Below are 21,605 nucleotides of genomic sequence, written 5' to 3' on the forward strand. Positions count from 1 at the left end.
GCCGCCATGCACATCCGCACCGAATTCCCGTACGAGACGCAGCGCGAGGATGTCCGGATCCCGCTGCCCGACGGCACGTTGCTGTACGCGCGCGTCTGGCGCCCGGTCACCGAGGAGCCCGTCCCGGCGCTGCTCGAATACCTCCCGTACCGGCTCACCGACTGGACGGCGCCGCGCGACTGGCAGCGCCATCCCTGGTACGCGGGGCACGGCTACGCCTCGGTGCGCGTCGACGTGCGCGGGCACGGCTGCTCTCAGGGCATGCCGGGCGACGAGTACGACGCGACGGAGCTGGCCGACGGTGTCGCGGTCGTCAACTGGCTCGCCCAGCAGCCCTGGTGCACCGGCAAGGTCGGCATGTTCGGCATCTCGTGGGGCGGCTTCAACAGCCTCCAGATCGCGGCCCTGGCACCCGAACCGCTGAAGGCGATCGTCACGGTCTGCTCGACCGACGACCGCTACGACAACGACGTGCACTACATGGGCGGCTCGGTGCTCGCCGTCGACATGCACGCCTGGGCGGCGACGATGCTGGCCTTCGTCTCGCGCCCGCCGGACCCCGCGTTCGTCGGGGAAAAATGGCGAGAAATGTGGCTTGAACGCCTCGAAGCGGTAAAGCCGTTCATTCACACCTGGCTCGCCCACCAGACCCGGGACGACTACTGGAAGCACGGCAGCGTCTGCGAGGACTACCCGGCGATCGACGCGGCCGTCCTCGCGGTGGGCGGCTGGCACGACCCGTACCGGGACACCGTGCTGAGGCTGGTGGAACATCTCCCGCCCGACCGGGTACGCGGCCTGATCGGCCCCTGGTCGCACCAGTACCCGGACCGGGGGCTCCCCCCTGGCCCGGCGATCGGCTTCCTCCAGGAGACCCTGCGCTGGTGGGACCACCATCTGAAGGGCGAGGAGACGGGCGTGATGAAGGAGCCGCTCCTGCGCTCCTGGATCAGCGAGTCGCACCCGCCGGCCACGGTCTACGCGGAGCTCCCGGGCCGCTGGGTGGGCGATCCGACCTGGCCGTCACCCCACATCACACCCGTCTCGTACGCACTCCGGGGCGCGCCCGTGCAGGTGCGCTCGCCGCAGCACACGGGCCTGGACGCGGGCCGCTTCTTCCCCTTCGGCAACGACGCCGACCTGCCCCCGGACCAGCGCGCCGAGGACGCCCACTCGGCGGCCTTCGACTTCCCGGTACCGGCGGACTCCGGCCCGCTGGAAATCCTGGGCCGCCCACAGGTGACCCTCCGCCTGCGCATGGACGTCCCGTTCGGCCAGGCGATCGCCCGCCTCTGCGACGTGGCGCCGGACGGCTCGTCGACGCTGGTGACGCGGGGCGTCCTGAACCTGTCCGCGCGGCACGGCAGGGACAGGGCGGACGCATGGCCGCTGGGCGCGACGGAGGAGGTGACCTTCGCCCTGAACGGCATCGGGCACGCCTTCCCCCCGGGGCATCGCATCCGTCTGGCGGTGTCCTCCGCGTACTGGCCATGGATCTGGCCGCAGGCCGACTCGGTGGGCTTCACCCTCGACCCGGCGGGCTCGTCCCTCCAACTCCCGCTCAGAGAGCGCACGCTGGACGACACGATCGCCTTCGCGGACCCCGAGCAGTCGGAGCCCCTGGGCGTCTCGTACCCGGCCCCGCTGGACGAGCCGCGCCCCGAGCGCCTCGTCGTACGCGACGTGGCGAAGGGCGAGTGGCGCCTGGAGGTGGACCCGCGTTACGGGGGCACGCGGGTGTACCCGGACGGCCTCGAATTCACGGAGGACGCGAAGGAGACGTACACGATCGACGAGTCCGACCCACTGTCGGCCCGGACCCGCTCGGACTGGCATCTGCGTTTGCACCGGCCGGAGTTGGCGTGGGACGTGACGATCGATACGCGGTCGGAGATCACGTGCGATGCGGCGGATTTCGTGACCTCCGACGAGGTGGTGTGCCGGGAGGGGGGCGAGGTGGTGTTCCACCGAACGTGGGAGCGCCGCATCCGCCGAGACGCGGGGTGGGGCCTCCCGGGGTTCAGCTCGCTGCCACCGACGCCGCCAGACGCGGCGACGCGTACTCCGTGCCGCACACGAACCGCATCACCGGCCCGAACGACGACGCGGCAGGAAGGCCCGTGAAGTACAGCCCCGGCACCGTCGACTGGTACCCCGCATCCAGCACCGGCGCCCCACGCGAAGTGGAGAGCTGGGTGCGCAACCCGTGCCCCAGGAAGTCGAGCGCGGCCACGTCCATGCGGTAGCCCGTCGCCGCCATCACATGGTCCGCCGACAGCTCCCGCCCCGCCCCACCGCTCAGGGTGAGCACGGGCCGGCCCCCCTCGACCCGCGCGCGTACGATCCGCCGCCCGTCCGTCACCGCGACCCGCCCGGTGAAGCGGTCCCGCAGCCACCACGCCCCCAGTGGGCCCAGCACGTTGCGGACCAGATAGTGGCGGGCCGCCGGGGGCAGGTGGCGGAAGTGGGTCGCGTGGTACGAGAAGGCGTACAGCGACCACGCCTTGCCGAACGGCGAGTTGGGGGTGAAGCGGGGCTGCTGGTCGGGGGCCGCCCCGAACCGCACGGCCCCCGCCCCGCGTGCGACGACCCGTACGCGAGCCCCCGCCTCGGCCATCAACACCGCGTTCTCCAGGGCGGATTGACCGGCCCCGATCACCAGCACCTCACGCCCCGCGAACCCGGACAGGTCGTGGTGCTGGGCGGCGTGCGAGACGGGGCCGGTCGCCGAGGGGCCGTCCGGAACCGCCGCGGCGAGTTCGCGCGGCAGCCGAGCCAGGCCCGAGAGGCCGGTCGCCACCACGACGGCCCGCGCCTCGAAGCTCTCGCCGGAGTCCAGCTTCAGCGCGAAGTGCCCGCCGGGCACCCGGTCCGCCGAGACCACCCTGACCTGCTCCAGATCGGGGAAGAGCTTCTGGGCGAACCACTGCCCGTAGGCCGCGAAGGACTCCACCGGGATCAGGTCCCAGTCCGATTCGAGCCGCCGCGTCCCGGTGTCGGCGCAGAAGTCGAGCAGTCCGTGCCCCGGCTGCGGCGCGTCGATGTTGGAGGCGACCGGCGTCGACTTGAGGACCATGCCCGCCGGCATGTGCTCGCGCCAGCTCACCATCGGCGAGCCGAAGACGCGGACAGGTATGCCCCGGGCGCGCAGATGGGCGGCGGCGGACAGGCCGAACGGCCCCGCCCCGATGACCGCCACCGGACGTGTCGCAGTGCTCACTCGCAGTCCCTTCTCAGGAAATGGCTCACCCCGCACCCAGCGTCAACAGCCGCACTGGACAACGGAGTTGAGCGCTGGTCTTATTTCGTCACCGCGCGGCGGGAACTCCGCCAGAGCCGGTACAGATGCTGTGCACCGGGGCGTACAAAGCGGGCCATCATCGTGAAGAAGGGCCGGAGATCGTCCCCGGCGACCCACGCGTACTCGGTGCCGGTCGGGCGCTCGGGCGCGTGCGGGGTGGTGTAGCCGCTGCGCCGGTAGGCGAGCAGCGCGGGCAGGTCGATGTTCTCGACGACGTAGCGGCGGCCGGCCCGCTGTTCGCCCTCCGGGACCCGGCGGCCGGTGAGGTGGAGGTGCTGGGCGCGGATGACGTCGACGCCGGCCTCGTTCTCGAAGAGCCGGAACTGGGCGCCCATGCGCGGGTTGAAGTCCAGGAGCTTGTAGCGGCCGTCGCGGCGGTCGAAGCGCAGATCGAGGTCGACGATGCCGGTGAAGCCGATCCGCTTGACGAACTGCTCGGCCAGCGCGGCCAGTTCGGGGTTGTCGACGACGTACGCGTTCGCCGTCATCCCCGCGTGCGGCGGCCAGGACCGGACCTTCACGCCGGTGAACAGCGCGAGCGGGGTGGAGTTCTCGTCGAAGTACGCGTGCACGATCCAGTCCTCGGCCTGCTCGCGCGGCAGGTACTCCTGGAGGATCACGCCGGGCCGCTCACCCCAGCCGCGGGCCAGCGCGAGCAGGTGCGCGCGGTCCTCGATCCGGGTGGTGCCGGGCACGGCCGGGCTGCGCCGCCGCACGAAGGCCTCCCGGTTCTTGGCCACCACCGGGAAGCGCGCGTGCCGTGCGAAGTCCTCGACATCGGCGTACGTGTCGGGGAAGGCGGCCGCCGGGGACGGCACCCCGTGCTCCACGCACAGTTCGTGGAGCCCCTGTTTGCTGGCGAGGCGCCTGGGCAAATCCGGCGCCACGGACGGGAACAGGAAGAGCTCGGCGAGCTCCTTCTGGTGCTCGGCGATCAGCACCGCGGCCTCTTCGTCGGTGGGGATCAGCACGGCCGGCCGCCCGATCCGCCGGCCGATCCTCAGCAGCCCGTCCACCAGCGCGGCCGGCTCCTCGGCGCCGGTCGTCGGCCAGGCGAACGCGCGCTTGAGGTAACGGGATTGGGCCGCGGGAGTCCAGCGGTCCTCGGTGATCGCGTACATCGGCACCCCGAGTCTGCCCAGGCTGCGAATGGCGCCGACCCCTCCGTGGTGCAACGGATAGTTCCCGAACTTCACGAGCAGTCCCGGTACGTCCCGGTCCGCCCTGAACAGCACGCTACTGCCCGCCACCAGTCCCCCCTCGGGACAGAGAGCCCCCACAGCCCCGCGAGGCGCGCGGCCCCCTCGCCTGACGTGCCCCGGACAGAGACGCTAAGGGGGAATGACCGCTTCCGGAGGCGGAATTTCCGGACATTACGAACTCTTTAGGCACTGCCGCCCCGCGCACCGCCGACGTAACGTGTGACCCACAAACCGTGGAAAGCGAGGCAGGCACCGATGTCCGAGCAGAGCCCGCTCGAACTGGCCGAGGGCGACCCCTTCGGCCCGCACAATCTCCCGTACGGCGTCTTCTCCACGCCGGACCGCCCAACCGACCGGAGGGTCGGCGTCCGCATCGGCGACCACGTCCTGGACGCGGGGGCGGCGGCGCACGCGCTGGGCTCCCCGTACGCGGCGCTCCTCGCCAAGCCGAGCCTGAACCCGCTGCTCGCCGCGGGGCGCACGGCCTGGCGCGATGTGCGCCGGGCGCTCACCGCCTGGGTGACCGTGCCCGCCCACCGCCCGGTCATAGAGCCGCTGCTGCACCCGCTCTCCGGCGTCGAGCTGCACCTTCCGTACGAGGTCGCCGACTACGTCGACTTCTACGCGAGCGAGCACCACGCGACGAACGTGGGCCAGATCTTCCGCCCCGACGGCGCGGCCCTGACCCCCAACTGGAAGCACCTGCCGATCGGTTACCACGGCCGCTCCGGCACGATCGTCGTCTCCGGCACGGAGGTGGCCCGCCCCCAGGGCCAGCGCAAGGCCCCGTCGGACGCTGCTCCCGTCTTCGGCCCTTCCGTGAAGCTGGACATCGAGGCGGAGGTCGGCTTCGTGGTCGGCACCCCGTCGCACCTGGGCGAGCGGGTGGAACTGGCCGCGTTCGACGACCACGTCTTCGGCCTGTTCCTCCTGAACGACTGGTCGGCGCGGGACATCCAGGCCTGGGAGTACGTGCCGCTCGGCCCGTTCCTCGGCAAGTCCTTCGCGACGTCGGTGTCGGCGTGGGTGACCCCGCTGGAGGCCCTGACGGCGGCCAGGGTCTCTCCCCCGGCCCGCGACTTCCCCCTCCTGCCCTACCTGGACGACTCCGCCGACGAGGTGCCCGGCGGGTTCGACCTCCGGATCACGGTGGCGATCAACGGCACGGTCGTGGCCGAGCCGCCGTTCGCCTCGATGTACTGGACTGCGGCGCAGCAGCTGGCCCACATGACGGTGAACGGGGCGTCGCTGCGCACCGGGGACGTGTACGGCTCGGGCACGGTCAGCGGCCCCGAGCGCGACCAGCGAGGCTCGCTCCTCGAACTCACCTGGAACGGTACGGAGCCCCTGGAACTGCCCTCCGGCAAGCGGGCGTTCCTGGAGGACGGCGACGAGGTAACCCTGACGGCGTGGGCACCGGGGCCGCACGGGGTGCGGGTGGGCCTGGGCGAGGTGAGGGGCCGAATCACTCCGGCCCGCTGAGCGGCGGCCCGGGGGCCGTCACCTGGGGCTCCGCCCCAGCCCCCGCTCGCGCCTGAAGGGCGCTCGTCCTCAATCGCCGGACGGGCTGAAGATGCCAGTGCTGGTCGGCACCAGTCCTGTCAGGGGCGCGGGGAACTGCGCGACCAGCCCCCACCGGTCCGCAGCCGAAAGTCCGACCACAGGGGGTCCGGGGGCAGCGCCCCCGGTAACCAGACCTCAGCCCTTCCCCCACCCCCGGAGGGTTTCGGGAAGGGGCGGGGAGGGGCGTCCGGGGTCTGGGGCGGAGCCCCAGCGCACCCCGCCGAGCCCGCACCCCCGCCCCCGGAGGTCCCCCGCCCGGCAGGAATCCGGCCAGGGCTGTGGATAACTCTCGGGGTGTCGGCGGGGACGCCTATCGTTGCGAGGGTGAACGGTGAGGCAGTCGACGGACCAGCGCGGGGGACAGAGCGATGAACGGGACGGGCGGGACGCAGATGATGGACGCGGAGACCGAGGCCCTGCAGACACTGCACCGCGTCTTCGGATACGAGGCCTTCCGCGGAGCACAGGGCGAGGTCATCGAGCACGTCGTGGCGGGCGGAGACGCCGTCGTCCTCATGCCCACCGGCGGCGGAAAATCGCTCTGCTACCAGATCCCCGCCCTGGTCAGGCCCGGCACGGGCGTCGTGGTCTCCCCCCTCATCGCGCTCATGCAGGACCAGGTGGACGCGCTGCGCGCGCTCGGCGTGCGCGCCGGGTTCATCAACTCCACGCAGGACTTCGACGAGCGCCGCACCGTCGAGGCCGAGCTGCTGGCCGGCGAGCTCGACCTGCTGTATCTGGCACCCGAGCGGCTCCGCGTGGAGGCCACCCTCGACCTCCTCTCCCGCGCCAAGATCTCCGTATTCGCGATCGACGAGGCGCACTGCGTCGCCCAGTGGGGCCACGACTTCCGCCCGGACTACCTCGCCCTGTCCCTGCTCGGCGAGCGCTGGCCGGACGTGCCGCGCATCGCACTGACCGCGACCGCCACGGACGCCACCCACCGCGAGATCACCCAGCGCCTCGGCATGCCGCAGGCCCGGCACTTCGTGGCGAGCTTCGACCGGCCGAACATCCAGTACCGGATCGTGCCGAAGAGCGACCCGAAGAAGCAGCTCCTCACCTTCCTCAAGGAGGAGCACGAGGGGGACGCGGGCATCGTCTACTGCCTCTCGCGGGCCTCCGTGGAGAAGACCGCGCAGTACCTGAGCGACAACGGGGTGCAGGCCGTCCCGTACCACGCGGGCCTCGACTCCGGGACGCGCGCCGTCAACCAGTCCCGCTTCCTGCGGGAGGACGGCCTGGTCGTGGTGGCGACCATCGCCTTCGGCATGGGCATCGACAAGCCGGACGTACGCTTCGTCGCCCACCTCGACCTGCCCAAGTCGGTCGAGGGCTACTACCAGGAGACGGGTCGCGCCGGGCGTGACGGTCTCGCGTCGACGGCCTGGATGGCGTACGGGCTCCAAGACGTCGTCCAGCAGCGGAAGTTGATCCAGGGCGGCGAGGGCGACGAGGCGTTCCGGCGCCGGGCGGCCGCCCACCTGGACGCGATGCTGGCGCTGTGCGAGACCGCCTCGTGCCGCCGGGCCCAGCTCCTCGGCTACTTCGGCCAGGAGGCCACGGCCGAGAACTGCGGCAACTGCGACACCTGCCTGACCCCGCCGAAGACGTGGGACGGCACGGTGGCGGCGCAGAAGGTGCTCTCCACCGTCGTACGCCTCCAGCGCGAGCGGGGCCAGAAGTTCGGCGCGGGCCAGATCATCGACATCCTGCTCGGCCGCAGGACCGCGAAGATCATCCAGTTCGACCATGACGCACTGTCCGTCTTCGGCATCGGGGAAGACTTGTCCGAGCCCCAATGGCGGGGCGTGGTGCGGCAGTTGCTCGCGCAGGGGCTGCTCGCGGTGGAGGGGGAGTACGGGACGCTGGTCCTGACCGAGCCGAGCGGGGAGGTCCTTGGCGGCCGGCGCGAGGTCCGGATGCGGACAGAGCCGGAGAAGCCGGCGCGGGCGCCGCGGAGCTCTTCGAAGAAGCCGGCGGCGGCCGTCGATCTGCCGCCCGAGGCGGTTCCGGTCTTCGAGGCGTTGCGGGCCTGGCGCGGGGCCCAGGCGAAGGAGGCCGGGGTCCCGGCATACGTGATCTTCCACGATGCGACGTTGCGGGAGATCGCGACGGCTCGGCCCGGGTCGATGGATGAGCTGGGCACGATTGGCGGGGTGGGCGAGAAGAAACTGGCAACGTGGGGCGAGGGAGTCCTGTCCGTCCTGACAACCCTGGACTAGCCCCTTCCCGGCTGCGCCACGCGGCACCGGACGACTGCGAGCCACCGCCGCCGGGGCTCCGCCCCAGACCCCTGGAGCCCCCACCCCACCCCTTCCCGCTGTAACACTCTGCGGCTCCGCCGCGTGGCCTCCGGGAGTGGGTGGGCTCCGCTGCGGCCGGTGATGGATGGCGACTTGGCTGCGGACCGTGCGTGGCTGGTCGCGCAGTTCCCCGCGCCCCTAGCGGGATCTGTGCTGGCCCGTGCCGGTATCTTCAGCCCGTCATGGGGGTCCCCCCTGGCCCTTAAGGCCTTGGGGGAGATTGAGGACGAGCGCCCTTAAGGCGCGAACGGGGTCTGGGGCAGAGCCCCAGGGTCCCTCGCCCCCGGAGGGTCTCGGGAAGGGGCGGGGTGGGGAAAAAGAAAGGTCCCGGCGCCACCCACCCGCGCCGGGACCCCCACCACCCCCGAAAACACCTACCGCACAAACACCCCCGCACTATGCGCAAGGTCAAGGAAGTACTGCGGCGCCACACCCAGCACCAGCGTCACAGCCACCCCCACCCCGATCGCCGTCATCGTCAGCGGCGACGGCACCGCCACCGTCGGCCCGTCCGCCTTCGGCTCGCTGAAGAACATCAGCACGATCACCCGGATGTAGAAGAACGCGGCGACCGCCGAGGAGATCACACCGACCACGACCAGCGCCCCGGCACCCCCCTCCGCCGCCGCCTTGAACACGGCGAACTTTCCAGAGAATCCGGACGTCAGCGGGATGCCCGCGAAGGCGAGCAGGAAGACCGCGAACACCGCCGCCACCAGTGGTGAACGGCGGCCCAGGCCCGCCCACTTGGACAGGTGCGTCGCCTCGCCGCCCGCGTCCCGCACAAGGGTGACCACCGCGAACGCGCCGATCGTCACGAACGAGTACGCCCCGAGGTAGAAGAGGACCGACGAGATGCCGTCCGCGTTGGTCGCGATGACACCGGCCAGGATGAACCCGGCGTGCGCGATCGAGGAGTACGCGAGCAGCCGCTTGATGTCGGTCTGGGTGATCGCGACGACCGCGCCGCCCAGCATCGTGATGATCGCGACGCCCCACATCACCGGCCGCCAGTCCCAGCTCATGCCGGGCAGGACCACGTACAGGAGGCGGAGCAGGGCGCCGAAGGCCGCTACCTTCGTGGCCGCCGCCATGAAGCCGGTGACCGGGGTCGGCGCGCCCTGGTAGACGTCCGGCGTCCACATGTGGAACGGCACCGCGCCGACCTTGAACAGCAGGCCCATCAGGATCATCGCGCCGCCGATGAGCAGCAGCGCGTCGTTGCCCATGGTGCCGGCAAGGGCCGGGTCCACGTTCTGCACCGAGCCGCTGACGACGTCGGCGATCGTGGCGTACGAGACGGAGCCCGCGTAGCCGTACAGGAGCGCGATGCCGAAGAGCAGGAAGGCCGAGGAGAACGCGCCGAGCAGGAAGTACTTGACCGCCGCTTCCTGCGACATGAGCCGCTTGCGGCGGGCGAGGGCGCACAGCAGGTAGAGCGGGAGGGAGAAGACTTCAAGGGCCACGAAGAGGGTCAGCAGGTCGTTCGCCGCGGGGAAGACCAGCATGCCGGAGACCGCGAACAGGGCCAGCGGGAAGACCTCGGTCGTGGTGAACCCGGCCTTGACCGCGGCCTTTTCGCTGTCGCTGCCCGGCACCGAGGCCGCCTGCGCGGCGAAGGAGTCCACCTTGTTGCCGTGCGCCACCGGGTCGAGGCGCCGCTCGGCGAAGGTGAAGACAGCGACGATGGACGCCAGCAGGATCGTGCCCTGGAGGAAGAGCGCCGGGCCGTCGACCGCGATCGCACCCATGGCCGCGATGTGCGCCTTGGTCGTGCCGTAGCCGCCGGCCGCGAGGCCGACCACCGCGGCGAAGGCGGCGGCGAGCGCGACCACCGACAGGAACACCTGCACGTAGTAGCGGCTGCGGCGCGGGACGAAGGCCTCCACGAGGACGCCGATGATCGCCGCGCCCACCACGATCAGCGTGGGGGCGAGCTGGGCGTACTCGATGTGCGGCGCGGGGATCTTGTCCAGCTTGCCTTCGGCCGCCGTGGTCCACAGGCTGTGGACAGCTGATGAGCTCACTTGGCCGCCTCCACCACCGGGTTGGGGTCCTTCTTCTGTACGTCCGACATGGTCTGCCGCACCGCCGGGTTGACGATGTCCGTCAGCGGCTTCGGGTAGACCCCGAGGAAGATCAGCAGCGCGATCAACGGGGCCACCACGAGCAGTTCGCGGACCTTGAGGTCCGGCATGCCCTGGACCTCGGCCTTGACCGGGCCGGTCATCGTCCGCTGATAGAGCACGAGGACGTAGAGCGCGGCCAGGACGATGCCGAGGGTGGCGACCACTCCGGCCACCGGGTAGCGGCTGAACGTGCCCACCAGGACCAGGAATTCACTGATGAAGGGGGCCAGCCCCGGCAGGGACAGGGTGGCCAGGCCGCCGATCAGGAACGTACCGGCGAGCACCGGGGCGACCTTCTGCACGCCGCCGTAGTCCGAGATGAGCCGCGAGCCGCGCCGCGAGATCAGGAAGCCGGCCACCAGCATCAGCGCGGCCGTCGAGATCCCGTGGTTGATCATGTAGAGCGTGGCGCCGGACTGGCCCTGGCTGGTCATGGCGAAGATGCCCATGATGATGAAGCCGAAGTGCGAGATCGACGCGTACGCCACCAGGCGCTTGATGTCGCGCTGGCCGACCGCGAGCAGCGCCCCGTAGATGATGCTGATCACGGCGAGCACCACGATCACGGGCGTCGCCCACTTGCTGGCCTCCGGGAAGAGCTGGAGGCAGAAGCGCAGCATCGCGAACGTGCCGACCTTGTCGACGACCGCGGTGATCAGCACGGCGACCGGCGCGGTCGCCTCGCCCATCGCGTTCGGCAGCCAGGTGTGCAGCGGCCACAGCGGGGCCTTCACCGCGAAGGCGAAGAAGAAGCCGAGGAACAGCAGCCGTTCGGTGTTGGTCGCCATGTGGAGCGAGCCGCCGGCGCGGGCCGCGGCGATCTCGTTCAGCGAGAACGAGCCCGCCACCACGTACAGGCCGATGACGGCGGCCAGCATGATGAGCCCGCCGACCAGGTTGTAGAGCAGGAACTTGACGGCCGCGTACGAGCGTTGGGTCGCCGCCGCCTCGTCGCCCTGTGCGTGGGCCCGGTCGCCGAAGCCGCCGATGAGGAAGTACATCGGGATGAGCATGGCTTCGAACAGGATGTAGAAGAGGAAGACGTCGGTGGCCTCGAAGGAGAGCACCACCATCGCCTCGACGGCGAGGATCAGGGCGAAGAAGCCCTGGGTCGGCCGCCAGCGGCTGCTGTTGGTCTCCAGGGGGTCGGCGTCGTGCCAGCCGGCCGCGATGATGAACGGGATGAGCAGCGCGGTGAGCCCGATGAGGGCGACCCCGATGCCGTCCACTCCCAATTCGTAGCGGACTCCGAAGTCCTTGATCCAGGCGTGCGACTCGGTCAACTGGTAGCGGGCGCCGCCCGGTTCGAACCGCACGAGCTGGATCGCGGAGAGCGCCAGGGTGCCGACCGAGACCAGCAGGGCCAGCCACTTGGCGGCGGTCCGCCTGGCCGCGGGGACGGCCGCGGTGGCGATCGCGCCGAGCGCCGGGAGGGCTGCCGTCGCGGTGAGGAGAGGGAAGGACATTGCGTTACACCGCCCTCATCAGCAGAGTCGCGGCGATGATCACCACAGCACCTCCGAACATCGAGACCGCGTAGCTGCGGGCGAAGCCGTTCTGCAGCTTGCGCAGCCGGCCGGAGAGCCCGCCGACCGAGGCGGCGGTTCCATTGACGACTCCGTCGACCAGGCTGTGGTCGAGGTAGACGAGCGAGCGGGTGAGGTGTTCGCCGCCGCGGACCAGGACGACATGGTTGAAGTCGTCCTGGAGCAGGTCGCGGCGGGCGGCCCGGGTGAGCAGCGAGCCGCGCGGGGCGACGGCCGGGACGGTCCCCCGGCCGTACTGGACGACCGCGAGGCCCACGCCGATCAGCAGGCAGACGATGGTGGCGCCGGTGACGGTCCACTCCCCCACCGGTGAGTCGCCGTGGTCGAAGGACGTGATCGGCTCCAGCCACTTCACGAACCGGTCGCCGATGCCGAAGATGCCGCCCGCGAAGACCGAGCCGAAGGCGAGCACGACCATGGGGATCGTCATGGACTTCGGGGACTCGTGCGGGTGCACCTCCTCGGGGTTCCATCGCTTCTCGCCGAAGAAGGTCATGATCATCACGCGCGTCATGTAGTACGCGGTGATGGCCGCGCCGAGCAGGGTGACCGCGCCGAGGATCCAGCCCTCGGTGCCGCCCTTGGCGAACGCCGCCTCGATGATCTTGTCCTTGGAGAAGAAGCCGGACAGGCCGGGGAAGCCGATGATGGCGAGGTAGCCGAGGCCGAAGGTGGCGAAGGTGACCGGCATGTACCGGCGCAGACCGCCGTACTTCCGCATGTCGACCTCGTCGTTCATGCCGTGCATGACCGAGCCCGCACCGAGGAAGAGCCCGGCCTTGAAGAAGCCGTGCGTCACCAGGTGCATGATCGCGAAGGCATAGCCGATCGGGCCGAGGCCGGTGGCCAGGATCATGTAGCCGATCTGCGACATCGTCGAGCCGGCCAGCGCCTTCTTGATGTCGTCCTTCGCGCAACCGACGATCGCACCGAACAGGAGCGTGACCCCGCCGACGACCACGACGACCGTCTGGACGTCGGGCACCGCGTTGAAGACCGCGCCGGAGCGGGTGATCAGGTAGACGCCCGCGGTCACCATGGTCGCCGCGTGGATCAGGGCCGAGACCGGGGTCGGGCCCTCCATCGCGTCGCCGAGCCAGGACTGCAGCGGCACCTGCGCCGACTTGCCGCAGGCGGCGAGCAGCAGCATCAGGCCGATGGCGGTGTCGCGGCCCGAGCTCGCGCTGTCCGCCCCGTTCAGGACGGTGGAGAACGCGAACGAGCCGAACGTCGTGAACATCACCATGATGGCGATGGACAGGCCCATGTCGCCGACCCGGTTGACCAGGAAGGCCTTCTTGGCTGCGGTCGCCGCGCTGGGCTTGTGCTGCCAGAAGCCGATGAGCAGGTAGGACGCGAGGCCCACGCCCTCCCAACCGACGTACAGGAGCAGGTAGTTGTCGGCGAGCACCAGGAGCAGCATCGCCGCGAGGAACAGGTTGAGGTAGCCGAAGAAGCGGCGGCGGTTCTCGTCGTGCTCCATGTAGCCGATCGAGTAGATGTGGATCAGCGTGCCCACACCGGTGATCAGCAGGACGAAGGTCATCGACAGCTGGTCGAGCTGGAAGCCGACGTTGGCCTGGAAGCCCTCGACCGGAACCCAGCTGAACAGGTGCTTGGTCACCGTCCGGCTGTCGGCCGAGCGGCCCAGCATGTCGACGAAGAGGACCGCGCCGAGGGCGAAGGACGCGCCCGCGAGCAGCGTGCCCAGCCAGTGGCCGATCCCGTCCAGTCTCCGTCCGCCGCACAGCAGTACGGCCGCTCCGAGCAGAGGCGCCGCGATGAGCAGCGCAATGAGGTTGTCCACGATTCAGCGACCCCTTACAGCTTCATCAGGCTGGCGTCGTCGACCGAGGCCGAGTGGCGGGAACGGAAGAGCGACACGATGATCGCGAGCCCGACGACGACCTCCGCGGCGGCGACGACCATCGTGAAGAACGCGATGACCTGGCCGTCGAGGTTGCCGTGCAGCCGGGAGAAGCAGACGAACGCGAGGTTGCAGGCGTTGAGCATCAGCTCGACGCACATGAAGACCACGATCGCGTTCCGCCTGATGAGCACTCCGGCGGCGCCGATGGTGAACAACAGGGCTGCCAGATAGAGGTAGTTGACCGGATTCACTTGACCGCCTCCTCGTCCCGGCCGAGCCGCTCCTCGGAGCGCTGCTCCAGGGCCTTGAGGTCGGCGAGCGCCTCGCTGGACACGTCACGGATCTGGCCGCGGCCGCGCAGCGTCTGGTTGACGGTGAGCTCCGAGGGCGTGCCGTCGGGGAGCAGGCCCGCGATGTCCACCGCGTTGTGCCGGGCGTAGACGCCGGGGGCGGGCAGCGGGGGCAGGTGCTTGCCGCGTACGCGCTCTTCGGACATCTCCCGCTGGGTCTTGGCGCGCTCGGTGCGCTCCCGGTGGGTGAGCACCATCGCGCCGACCGCCGAGGTGATCAGCAGGGCGCCGGTGATTTCGAAGGCGAAGACGTACTTGGTGAAGATGAGGGTGGCCAGCCCCTCCACGTTTCCGTTGGCGTTGGCCTGGCCGAGCCCGGTGAAGGTCTTCAGGGAGGCGTTGCCGATGCCCGCGATGAGGAGCACCCCGAAGCCGAGCCCGCAGGCCGCGGCCCACCAGCGCTGGCCCTTGATGGTCTCCTTCAGCGAGTCGGCTGCGGTGACGCCGACCAGCATGACGACGAAGAGGAACAGCATCATGATCGCGCCGGTGTAGACGACGATCTGGACGACGCCCAGGAAGTACGCCCCGTTGGCGAGGTAGAAGACCGCGAGGATGATCATGGTTCCGGCCAGGCAGAGCGCGCTGTGCACGGACTTCTTCATGAGGATGGTGCACAGGGCGCCGATCACGGCGACCGTGCCGAGCACCCAGAACTGGAAGGCCTCACCGGTCGAGGTGTGCGACGCGGCCGCGGCGAGCAGCTCGGTGGGCGCGCTCATGCCCCCACCGCCTTGCTGGACGCGGGCTCGTCCTCACCGAAGGTGGAGGCGCCCTCCTGGGGCCGCTCCCCCTTGCTGAGCGCCACTTGCCGGACGGTGCCGGGCGCGGCCTCGGTGACCAGGCCCCGGTAGTAGTCCTGCTCGTCCATGCCCGGGTAGATCGCGTGCGGGCTGTCGACCATGGTGTCGTCGAGCCCGGCGAGCAGCTGCTCCTTGGTGTAGATCAGGTTCTCGCGGGAGGAGTCGGCCAGCTCGAACTCGTTGGTCATCGTCAGCGCCCTGGTCGGGCAGGCCTCGATGCACAGGCCGCACAGGATGCAGCGGGCGTAGTTGATCTGGTAGACGCGGCCGTAGCGCTCGCCCGGCGAGTAGCGCTCCTCGTCCGTGTTGTCCGCGCCCTCCACATAGATGGCGTCGGCGGGACAGGCCCAGGCGCACAGCTCGCAGCCGACGCACTTCTCCAGGCCGTCCGGATGCCGGTTGAGCTGGTGGCGGCCGTGGAAGCGCGGCGCGGTGGTCTTGTGCTGTTCCGGATACTGCTCGGTCAGCCGCTTCTTGAACATGGCCTTGAAGGTCACGCCGAAGCCGGCCACGGGATTGAGGAACTTCTCCCCCGACTCCCCGGGCTTCCCCGACTCTCCAGGCTTCCCCGACTTACCGGTCGATGACTCAGGCACCGTCGTCCTCCCTTCCTTCTCGGTCACTCTCAGTATCGGCCCCGCCACTGACAATCAACTCGCGCTCCTGACGCGGCCGTCGGCGAGGTACGGGCGGAAGGGTCTGGCCGGGCAGCGGGGGCACCGGGAATCCGCCGGCCATCGGGTCGAAGGCCGCGGGCGGCGCCTTCGCCTCCTCGGCTTCCTTCTTGCCGCGGAAGACGTCCGCGACGAAGGAGATCAGCAGCACCGCGATGACCGCGCCGCCGACGTACAGCACGATCTTCGAGAAGTCGTAGCCGTCGTTGCGCAGCGCCCGTACGGTCGCGACCAGCATCAGCCAGACCACGGAGACCGGGATGAGGACCTTCCACCCGAGCTTCATCAGCTGGTCGTAGCGGACCCGGGGCAGGGTGCCGCGCAGCCAGATGAAGAAGAAGAGCAGCAGCTGGACCTTGATGACGAACCAGAGCATCGGCCACCAGCCGTGGTTCGCGCCCGCCCAGAAGGTGCTGATGGGCCAGGGCGCGCGCCAGCCGCCGAGGAAGAGGGTGACCGAGACGGCCGAGACGGTGACCATGTTGACGTACTCGGCGAGCATGAACATCGCGAACTTGATGGACGAGTACTCGGTGTTGAAGCCGCCGACCAGGTCGCCCTCGGACTCCGGCATGTCGAACGGGGCCCGGTTGGTCTCGCCGACCATCGTGATGATGTAGATGATGAAGGAGACCGGCAGCAGCACGATGTACCAGCGGTCGCCCTGCGCCTCGACGATCTTCGAGGTCGACATCGAGCCGGAGTAGAGGAAGACCGAGGCGAACGCCGCGCCCATGGCGATCTCGTACGAGATCATCTGCGCGCAGGAGCGCAGGCCACCGAGCAGGGGGTACGTCGAGCCGGACGACCAGCCCGCGAGCACGATTCCGTAGATGCCGACCGAGGCGACGGCCAGCACGTACAGCATGGCGATCGGCAGGTCGGTGAGCTGCATCGTGGTGCGCTGGCCGAAGATCGACACCTCGTTGCCCGAGGGCCCGAACGGGATCACGGCGATCGCCATGAACGCCGGGATCGCGGCGATGATCGGGGCGAGGACGTAGACGACCTTGTCGGCCCGCTTGACGATGACGTCTTCCTTCAGCATCAGCTTGATGCCGTCGGCGAGCGACTGGAGCATGCCCCAGGGGCCGTGCCGGTTGGGGCCGATGCGCAGCTGCATCCAGGCGACGACCTTGCGCTCCCACACGATGGAGAACAGCACGGTCACCATCAGGAACGCGAAGCAGAAGACGGCCTTGACGACGACGAGCCACCAGGGGTCGCGGCCGAACAGGGAGAGGTCCTCCGCAGCGAGCGTGATCACGCCTCCACCACCTCCGAGGGGGCTTCCGTAACGGCCGGGCCGACGCGGACGACCTGGCCGGGGACCGCGCCGGTGTCGGCGGTGACGCCGCCGCCGACGGAGTTCAGCGGCAGCCACACCACCCGGTCGGCCATCTCGCTGACCCGGAGCGGGAGTTGGACGCTTCCGGACGGTCCGGTGACCTCCAGGAGGTCGCCGTCCTTGACGCCGGACTCGGCCGCGGTGGTCGCCGAAAGCCGGGCCACGGCCGCGTGCCGCGTGCCCGCCAGCGCCTCGTCGCCCTCCTGGAGCGAGCCCTGGTCGAGCAGCATCCGGTGTCCTGCCAGGACCGCCTCGCCCTCGCCGGGCCTCGGCAGCGGCTGCGCCGACTCCAGGGGCTCGCTCGCGCGCGGCCCGTCCCAGGTGCCGAGCCGCGTCATCTCGCCGCGTACGGAACGGAGATCGGGCAGCCCGAAATGGACGTCGAGTGCGTCGGCCAGCATGTGCAGCACGCGGGCGTCCGTGGGCGCCGGGGTGCGGGTCAGCTGCTCCGGCTTGAGCGCGGACTCGAACAGGCGGGCCCTGCCTTCCCAGTTGAGGAAGGTACCGGGCTTCTCGGCGACGGCCGCGACCGGGAAGACCACGTCCGCGTGGGCGGTGACCTCGGTGGGCCGCAGCTCCAGGCTGACCACGAAGGCCTCTTCGAGGGCCTCGCGGGCGCGCGCCGGGTCCGGCAGGTCCGCCGGGTCGACGCCCGCGACGAGCAGCGCGCCCAGCTCGCCGGTGGCCGCGGCCTCGACGATCTGGCCGGTGTCGCGCCCGTAGCGGTGCGGGAGTTCGCGTACGCCCCAGGCCGAGGCGACCTGTTCGCGGGCGCGCGGGTCGGTGGCCGGACGGCCGCCGGGCAGCAGCGACGGGATCGCGCCCGCCTCCACCGCGCCGCGCTCGCCGGCCCGGCGCGGGATCCACACCAGGTCGGCGCCGGTCGCCGAGGCCGCGCGCACGGCGGCGGTCAGCGCGCCGGGCACGGCCGCGAGCCGTTCGCCGACGACGAGGACGGCGCCCGGGGAGCGCAGTGCCTCGGCCGCCTTCGTGCCGTCCGCGTCCAGGCCGACGCCGCCCGCGAGCGCGTCCAGCCACTCAGTCTCGGTGCCGGGCGCGGCGGGCAGCAGCGTGCCGCCCGCCTTGTGCAGGCCGCGGGTCATGTGGGTGGCGAGCGAGAAGGTGCGCTGGCCGTGCTTGCGCCAGGCCTTGCGCAGCCGCAGGAAGACGCCGGGCGCCTCCTCCTCGGACTCGAACCCGGCGAGCAGAACCGCCGGTGCCTTCTCCAGGGAGGTGTAGGTGGCGCCCCGCCCGTCGAGGTCCCGGCCGTGTCCGGCGACCCGGGCCGCCAGGAAGTCGGCCTCCTCGGCGGAGTGCACGCGGGCCCGGAAGTCGACGTCGTTGGTGTCGAGGGCGATCCGGGCGAACTTGGCGTAGGCGTACGCGTCCTCGACGGTCAGCCGGCCGCCGGCGAGCACCCCGGCCCGGCCGCGCGTGGCGGCGAGTCCGGCGGCGGCCGCCTCAAGTGCCTCGGGCCAGCTGGCCGGCTGGAGCTCACCTGTCTCCGAGTCGCGCACCATGGGCGTGGTCAGACGGTCCGCCTTCTGCGCGTACCGGAATCCAAACCTGCCCTTGTCGCAGATCCACTCCTCGTTGACCTCGGGGTCGTCGGCCGCCAGGCGCCGCATGACCTTGCCGCGCCGGTGGTCGGTGCGGGTCGCGCAGCCGCCCGCGCAGTGCTCGCACACCGACGGCGACGACACGAGGTCGAAGGGCCGGGAGCGGAATCGGTACGCCGCCGAGGTCAGCGCGCCGACCGGGCAGATCTGGATGGTGTTTCCGGAGAAGTACGACTCGAACGGGTCGCCCTGCCCCGTCCCGACCTGCTGGAGCGCGCCCCGCTCGATCAGCTCGATCATCGGGTCGCCGGCGATCTGGTTGGAGAACCGGGTGCAGCGGGCGCACAGGACGCAGCGCTCGCGGTCCAGGAGCACCTGGGTGGAGATCGGGACCGGCTTCTCATAGGTGCGCTTCTTGCCTTCGAAACGCGAATCCGTGTCACCGACCTGCATCGCCTGGTTCTGCAGCGGGCACTCGCCGCCCTTGTCGCAGACCGGGCAGTCCAACGGGTGGTTGATCAGGAGGAGTTCCATCACTCCGCGCTGGGCCTTCTCGGCGACCGGCGAGGAGAGCTGGGACTTGACCACCATGCCGTCGGTGCAGGTGATGGTGCAGGACGCCATCGGCTTGCGCTGGCCCTCGACCTCGACGATGCACTGGCGGCAGGCGCCGGCCGGGTCGAGCAGCGGGTGGTCGCAGAACCGCGGGATCTCGATGCCGAGCTGTTCGGCGGCGCGGATCACCAGGGTGCCCTTGGGGACGCTGATGTCGATGCCGTCGATGGTCAGCGAGACGAGGTCCTCCGGCGGCACGGCCGCCTCGCCGCCCCCGGAGGAAGCGCTACTCGTCGTCACAGTCATGCGTTCACCTCCGTGCTGTCGTCCGCCCAGACCGTGGACCTGGCGGGGTCGAAGGGGCAGCCCTTGCCCGTGATGTGCTGCTCGTACTCGTCGCGGAAGTACTTGAGCGAGGAGAAGATCGGCGAGGCGGCGCCGTCGCCGAGCGCGCAGAACGACTTGCCGTTGATGTTGTCGGCGATGTCGTTCAGCTTGTCGAGGTCGTCCATCGAGCCCTGGCCGGCCTCGATGTCGCGGAGCAACTGGACCAGCCAGTACGTCCCTTCACGGCACGGTGTGCACTTGCCGCAGGACTCGTGGGCGTAGAACTCGGTCCAGCGGGTCACCGCCCGCACCACGCAGGTGGTCTCGTCGAAGCACTGGAGCGCCTTGGTGCCGAGCATCGATCCGGCCGCGCCCACGCCCTCGTAGTCCAGCGGCACGTCGAGGTGCTCGTCGGTGAACATCGGGGTCGAAGAGCCGCCCGGCGTCCAGAACTTGAGCCGGTGGCCCTTGCGCATCCCGCCGCTCATGTCGAGCAGCTGGCGCAGCGTGATGCCGAGCGGCGCCTCGTACTGGCCGGGACTGGTGACGTGCCCGCTCAGCGAATACAGCGTGAAGCCGGGCGACTTCTCGCTGCCCATCGATTTGAACCACTCTTTTCCGCGGTGCAGGATCGCGGGAACCGACGCGATGGATTCCACGTTATTGACGACAGTGGGGCACGCGTACAGACCGGCTACCGCGGGGAAGGGGGGTCGCAGCCGGGGCTGGCCGCGACGGCCTTCGAGGGAGTCCAGGAGTGCGGTCTCCTCGCCACAGATGTACGCGCCCGCGCCCGCGTGCACGGTGAGTTCGAGGTCCAGACCGCTGCCGAGGACGTTCTTGCCGAGGTAGCCCGCCGCGTAGGCCTCCTTGACGGCCTCGTGCAGCCGCCGCAGTACGGGGACGACTTCGCCCCGCAGATAGATGAAGGCATGCGACGACCGGATCGCGTAACAGGCGATCACGATCCCCTCGATGAGGGAATGCGGGTTGGCGAACAGGAGCGGGATGTCCTTGCAGGTCCCGGGCTCCGACTCGTCGGCGTTGACAACTAGATAATGCGGCTTGCCGTCTCCTTGGGGAATGAACTGCCACTTCATCCCGGTGGGGAAGCCGGCGCCGCCACGGCCGCGCAGACCGGAGTCCTTGACGTACGCGATGAGGTCGTCCGGCGTCATGGCGAGCGCCTTGCGCAGACCCTCGTAGCCGTCGTGGCGCCGATAGGTCTCCAGGGTCCAGGATTCGGGCTGGTCCCAGAAGGCGGAGAGGACCGGTGACAGGAGCTTCTCGGGGCTGCTCCCGTTCCCGTTTCCTTCGATCTCGGTTGCCAAGGTCATCACTCCCCCTCCTCGTTGGCCGGGCGCTCGTCGTGCGGTTCCTCGCCGCGGGGGTGCACCACGCGGGCTCCCGGCGTCTCGCCCCGGGCGAGCCTGAGGCCGGCCAGCGAGGCGGGTCCCGCGCCGCCGGTCGCGGCCACCGCGCCGGGCCGCTCGTCGGGGAAGCCGGCGAGGATGCGCGCGGTCTCCTTGTACGTGCACAGGGGCGCGCCCCGGGTGGGTTCGACCTGGCGGCCCGCGCGCAGGTCGTCGACGAGGCGCTTGGCGGACTCGGGGGTCTGGTTGTCGAAGAACTCCCAGTTGACCATCACGACGGGCGCGAAGTCGCAGGCGGCGTTGCACTCGATGTGTTCGAGGGTGACCTTGCCGTCGTCGGTGGTCTCGTTGTTGCCGACGCCCAGGTGCCGCTTCAGCTCGTCGAAGATGGCGTCGCCGCCCATCACCGCGCACAGCGTGTTGGTGCAGACGCCGACCTGGTAGTCGCCGGAGGGCCCCCGCCGGTACATGGAGTAGAACGTGGCGACGGCCGTCACCTCGGCCGTCGTCAGCTCCAGGAGGTCCGCGCAGAAGGCCATGCCGGTGCGCGAGACGTACCCCTCCTCCGCCTGTACGAGGTGGAGCAGCGGCAGCAGCGCGGAGCGGCTGTCCGGGTAGCGGGCGACGATCTCCTTGCCGTCCGCCTCCAGCCGGGCGCGTACATCGGCCGGGTAGTCGGGCGCGGGCAGTTGAGGCAT

The 21,605-nt window shown here is 70.4% G+C and carries 14 protein-coding genes and 1 pseudogene; 3 read left to right on the forward strand and 12 right to left on the reverse strand.

The window, feature by feature from the left end; all coding sequences use genetic code 11:
- Positions 1–6 precede the first annotated feature (6 nt).
- Positions 7–2,004: pseudogene (locus tag OHA17_RS16715) on the forward strand (CocE/NonD family hydrolase); the annotation flags it as partial.
- Positions 2,005–2,020: 16 nt separating this feature from the next.
- Here OHA17_RS16715 and OHA17_RS16720 read toward each other — a convergent pair.
- Entirely contained in the window at positions 2,021–3,220 is a 1,200-nt protein-coding gene (locus OHA17_RS16720; protein ID WP_406507300.1) for an FAD-dependent oxidoreductase, read from the reverse strand.
- 80 nt (positions 3,221–3,300) lie between these two features.
- Positions 3,301–4,536, reverse strand: a complete 1,236-nt coding sequence (locus tag OHA17_RS16725; protein ID WP_406510738.1) for an ATP-grasp domain-containing protein — start codon at positions 4,534–4,536, stop codon at positions 3,301–3,303.
- A gap of 222 nt (positions 4,537–4,758) precedes the next feature.
- Here OHA17_RS16725 and fahA point away from each other — a divergent pair, with 222 nt between their 5' ends.
- Both fahA and recQ read left to right on the forward strand, forming a co-directional pair.
- Entirely contained in the window at positions 4,759–5,985 is a 1,227-nt protein-coding gene (gene fahA, locus OHA17_RS16730; RefSeq protein ID WP_406507301.1) for a fumarylacetoacetase, read from the forward strand.
- A 449-nt stretch (positions 5,986–6,434) separates the two neighbouring features.
- Positions 6,435–8,291 (forward strand): DNA helicase RecQ, encoded by a 1,857-nt coding sequence (gene recQ, locus OHA17_RS16735; protein ID WP_406507302.1) that lies wholly within the window; start codon positions 6,435–6,437, stop codon positions 8,289–8,291.
- Between the two features lie 455 nt (positions 8,292–8,746).
- Here the strand turns inward: recQ and nuoN are convergent, their stop codons facing one another.
- The 10 genes from nuoN to nuoE all read right to left on the reverse strand — a co-directional run bounded on the left by nuoN (position 8,747) and on the right by nuoE (position 21,605).
- Positions 8,747–10,399, reverse strand: a complete 1,653-nt coding sequence (nuoN, locus tag OHA17_RS16740) for an NADH-quinone oxidoreductase subunit NuoN (RefSeq protein ID WP_053728777.1) — start codon at positions 10,397–10,399, stop codon at positions 8,747–8,749.
- The gene (locus tag OHA17_RS16745) at positions 10,396–11,967 is read right to left on the reverse strand and encodes an NADH-quinone oxidoreductase subunit M (protein WP_406507303.1); all 1,572 of its coding nucleotides are present in this window, start codon (positions 11,965–11,967) and stop codon (positions 10,396–10,398) included. Before OHA17_RS16745 ends, nuoN begins: the two co-directional genes overlap by 4 nt.
- A gap of 4 nt (positions 11,968–11,971) precedes the next feature.
- Positions 11,972–13,855, reverse strand: coding sequence for an NADH-quinone oxidoreductase subunit L (gene nuoL / locus OHA17_RS16750; protein ID WP_406507304.1), 1,884 nt, complete (start codon positions 13,853–13,855; stop codon positions 11,972–11,974).
- Between the two features lie 14 nt (positions 13,856–13,869).
- The gene (nuoK, locus tag OHA17_RS16755) at positions 13,870–14,169 is read right to left on the reverse strand and encodes an NADH-quinone oxidoreductase subunit NuoK (protein ID WP_053728780.1); all 300 of its coding nucleotides are present in this window, start codon (positions 14,167–14,169) and stop codon (positions 13,870–13,872) included.
- Positions 14,166–14,990 carry an NADH-quinone oxidoreductase subunit J gene (locus OHA17_RS16760; protein WP_053728781.1) on the reverse strand — a complete coding sequence of 275 codons (825 nt, stop codon included), beginning with the start codon at positions 14,988–14,990 and terminating at the stop codon, positions 14,166–14,168. The genes nuoK and OHA17_RS16760 overlap by 4 nt, the downstream gene beginning before the upstream one ends.
- Complete coding sequence (gene nuoI, locus OHA17_RS16765) at positions 14,987–15,583, reverse strand: NADH-quinone oxidoreductase subunit NuoI (protein ID WP_053728782.1); 597 nt, start codon at positions 15,581–15,583, stop codon at positions 14,987–14,989. The genes OHA17_RS16760 and nuoI overlap by 4 nt, the downstream gene beginning before the upstream one ends.
- A gap of 76 nt (positions 15,584–15,659) precedes the next feature.
- Positions 15,660–17,012 (reverse strand): NADH-quinone oxidoreductase subunit NuoH, encoded by a 1,353-nt coding sequence (nuoH, locus tag OHA17_RS16770; RefSeq protein WP_406507305.1) that lies wholly within the window; start codon positions 17,010–17,012, stop codon positions 15,660–15,662.
- The gene (locus OHA17_RS16775) at positions 17,009–19,513 is read right to left on the reverse strand and encodes an NADH-quinone oxidoreductase subunit G (RefSeq protein WP_406507306.1); all 2,505 of its coding nucleotides are present in this window, start codon (positions 19,511–19,513) and stop codon (positions 17,009–17,011) included. Before OHA17_RS16775 ends, nuoH begins: the two co-directional genes overlap by 4 nt.
- On the reverse strand, positions 19,510–20,871 hold the full coding sequence (gene nuoF / locus OHA17_RS16780) for an NADH-quinone oxidoreductase subunit NuoF (protein WP_406507307.1): 1,362 nt from the start codon (positions 20,869–20,871) through the stop codon (positions 19,510–19,512). The genes OHA17_RS16775 and nuoF overlap by 4 nt, the downstream gene beginning before the upstream one ends.
- A complete protein-coding gene (gene nuoE / locus OHA17_RS16785; RefSeq protein ID WP_398875872.1) occupies positions 20,871–21,605 on the reverse strand; it encodes an NADH-quinone oxidoreductase subunit NuoE in 735 nt (244 codons plus the stop codon). Before nuoE ends, nuoF begins: the two co-directional genes overlap by 1 nt.

The organism is Streptomyces sp. NBC_00212 (genome assembly GCF_045206365.1).
Classification (GTDB): domain Bacteria; phylum Actinomycetota; class Actinomycetes; order Streptomycetales; family Streptomycetaceae; genus Streptomyces.

What these genes read in the sequence shown, in the direction of transcription:
- fahA (WP_406507301.1), top strand. Translation starts at nt 4,759, where the DNA reads ATGTCCGAGCAGAGCCCGCTCGAACTGGCCGAGGGCGACCCCTTCGGC.
- recQ (WP_406507302.1), top strand. Translation starts at nt 6,435, where the DNA reads ATGAACGGGACGGGCGGGACGCAGATGATGGACGCGGAGACCGAGGCC.
- OHA17_RS16745 (WP_406507303.1), bottom strand. Translation starts at nt 11,967, where the DNA reads ATGTCCTTCCCTCTCCTCACCGCGACGGCAGCCCTCCCGGCGCTCGGC.
- OHA17_RS16760 (WP_053728781.1), bottom strand. Translation starts at nt 14,990, where the DNA reads ATGAGCGCGCCCACCGAGCTGCTCGCCGCGGCCGCGTCGCACACCTCG.
- OHA17_RS16775 (WP_406507306.1), bottom strand. Translation starts at nt 19,513, where the DNA reads ATGACTGTGACGACGAGTAGCGCTTCCTCCGGGGGCGGCGAGGCGGCC.
- nuoF (WP_406507307.1), bottom strand. Translation starts at nt 20,871, where the DNA reads ATGACCTTGGCAACCGAGATCGAAGGAAACGGGAACGGGAGCAGCCCC.
- nuoE (WP_398875872.1), bottom strand. Translation starts at nt 21,605, where the DNA reads ATGCCTCAACTGCCCGCGCCCGACTACCCGGCCGATGTACGCGCCCGG.